The following is a 635-nucleotide window of genomic DNA, read 5'->3' on the forward strand; positions in this document are numbered from 1 at the left end:
GTTTTTCTGCCGCCGAGATGCGCGAAGAGCTGCTCGTCTACCTGGGGACCGTAGAGCCGCCGGTCCTCGCCGAAGAGATCGCGGCAGAGCTGAAGGCCATTTTTGAGGCTGCCGCGAGGGTCAAGCGACTGACGGGAAACCCCATCGAGCGGACGGCGCTAACGCCCGACGAGGACGAGGGTTAGGTCATGAAAGGGAAGCCAGGTAAGAAGGAGGGCGCCACCAGGGGGAGAAACCGAACCGAACTCAGTATTCAAATCGGCACGGCTGCGCGGGCGGCCCGGTTGAAATTGAAACTGACTCAGGAGGACATAGCCGAGCGAGTCGGTTTGACCCCGGAAGTGTATGGGAGGCTTGAGCGAGGCGCCATGCTTCCGAGCACGCCAACGCTAACGAGGATCTGCGTTGCACTTGGGCTCTCTGCTGACTTGCTTGTGGGGCTCGTCGAAAGGGAAGCCACTCAGACCCAACCGGCACCCGACGAAGAACTGACGCCGGAGATCAGGCGGTTGCTGCGGCTGGTGCGAACGATGGATGACGAGCAGCTCGCCATTTTCAAGGGAACGGCGACCGGGTTGGCCAGGCTCAACAAGAGGAGGCAGCAGCAAGGCAAGCGTGATAAGGAACACGGCGCC

Annotated in this window: 2 protein-coding genes; both read left to right on the top strand. The window is 61.6% G+C overall.

Translation table 11 applies throughout. The features are described from left to right. Positions 1-185: hypothetical protein (locus tag Q664_RS59660; protein ID WP_043410893.1), on the top strand; the 185-nt coding region annotated here is incomplete at its 5' end. 3 nt (positions 186-188) lie between these two features. Then, positions 189-635, top strand: a 447-nt coding sequence (locus tag Q664_RS54260) for a helix-turn-helix domain-containing protein (RefSeq protein ID WP_084610871.1), incomplete at its 3' end; no start/stop codon positions are given.

Source organism: Archangium violaceum Cb vi76 (genome assembly GCF_000733295.1).
Lineage (GTDB): Bacteria > Myxococcota > Myxococcia > Myxococcales > Myxococcaceae > Archangium > Archangium violaceum.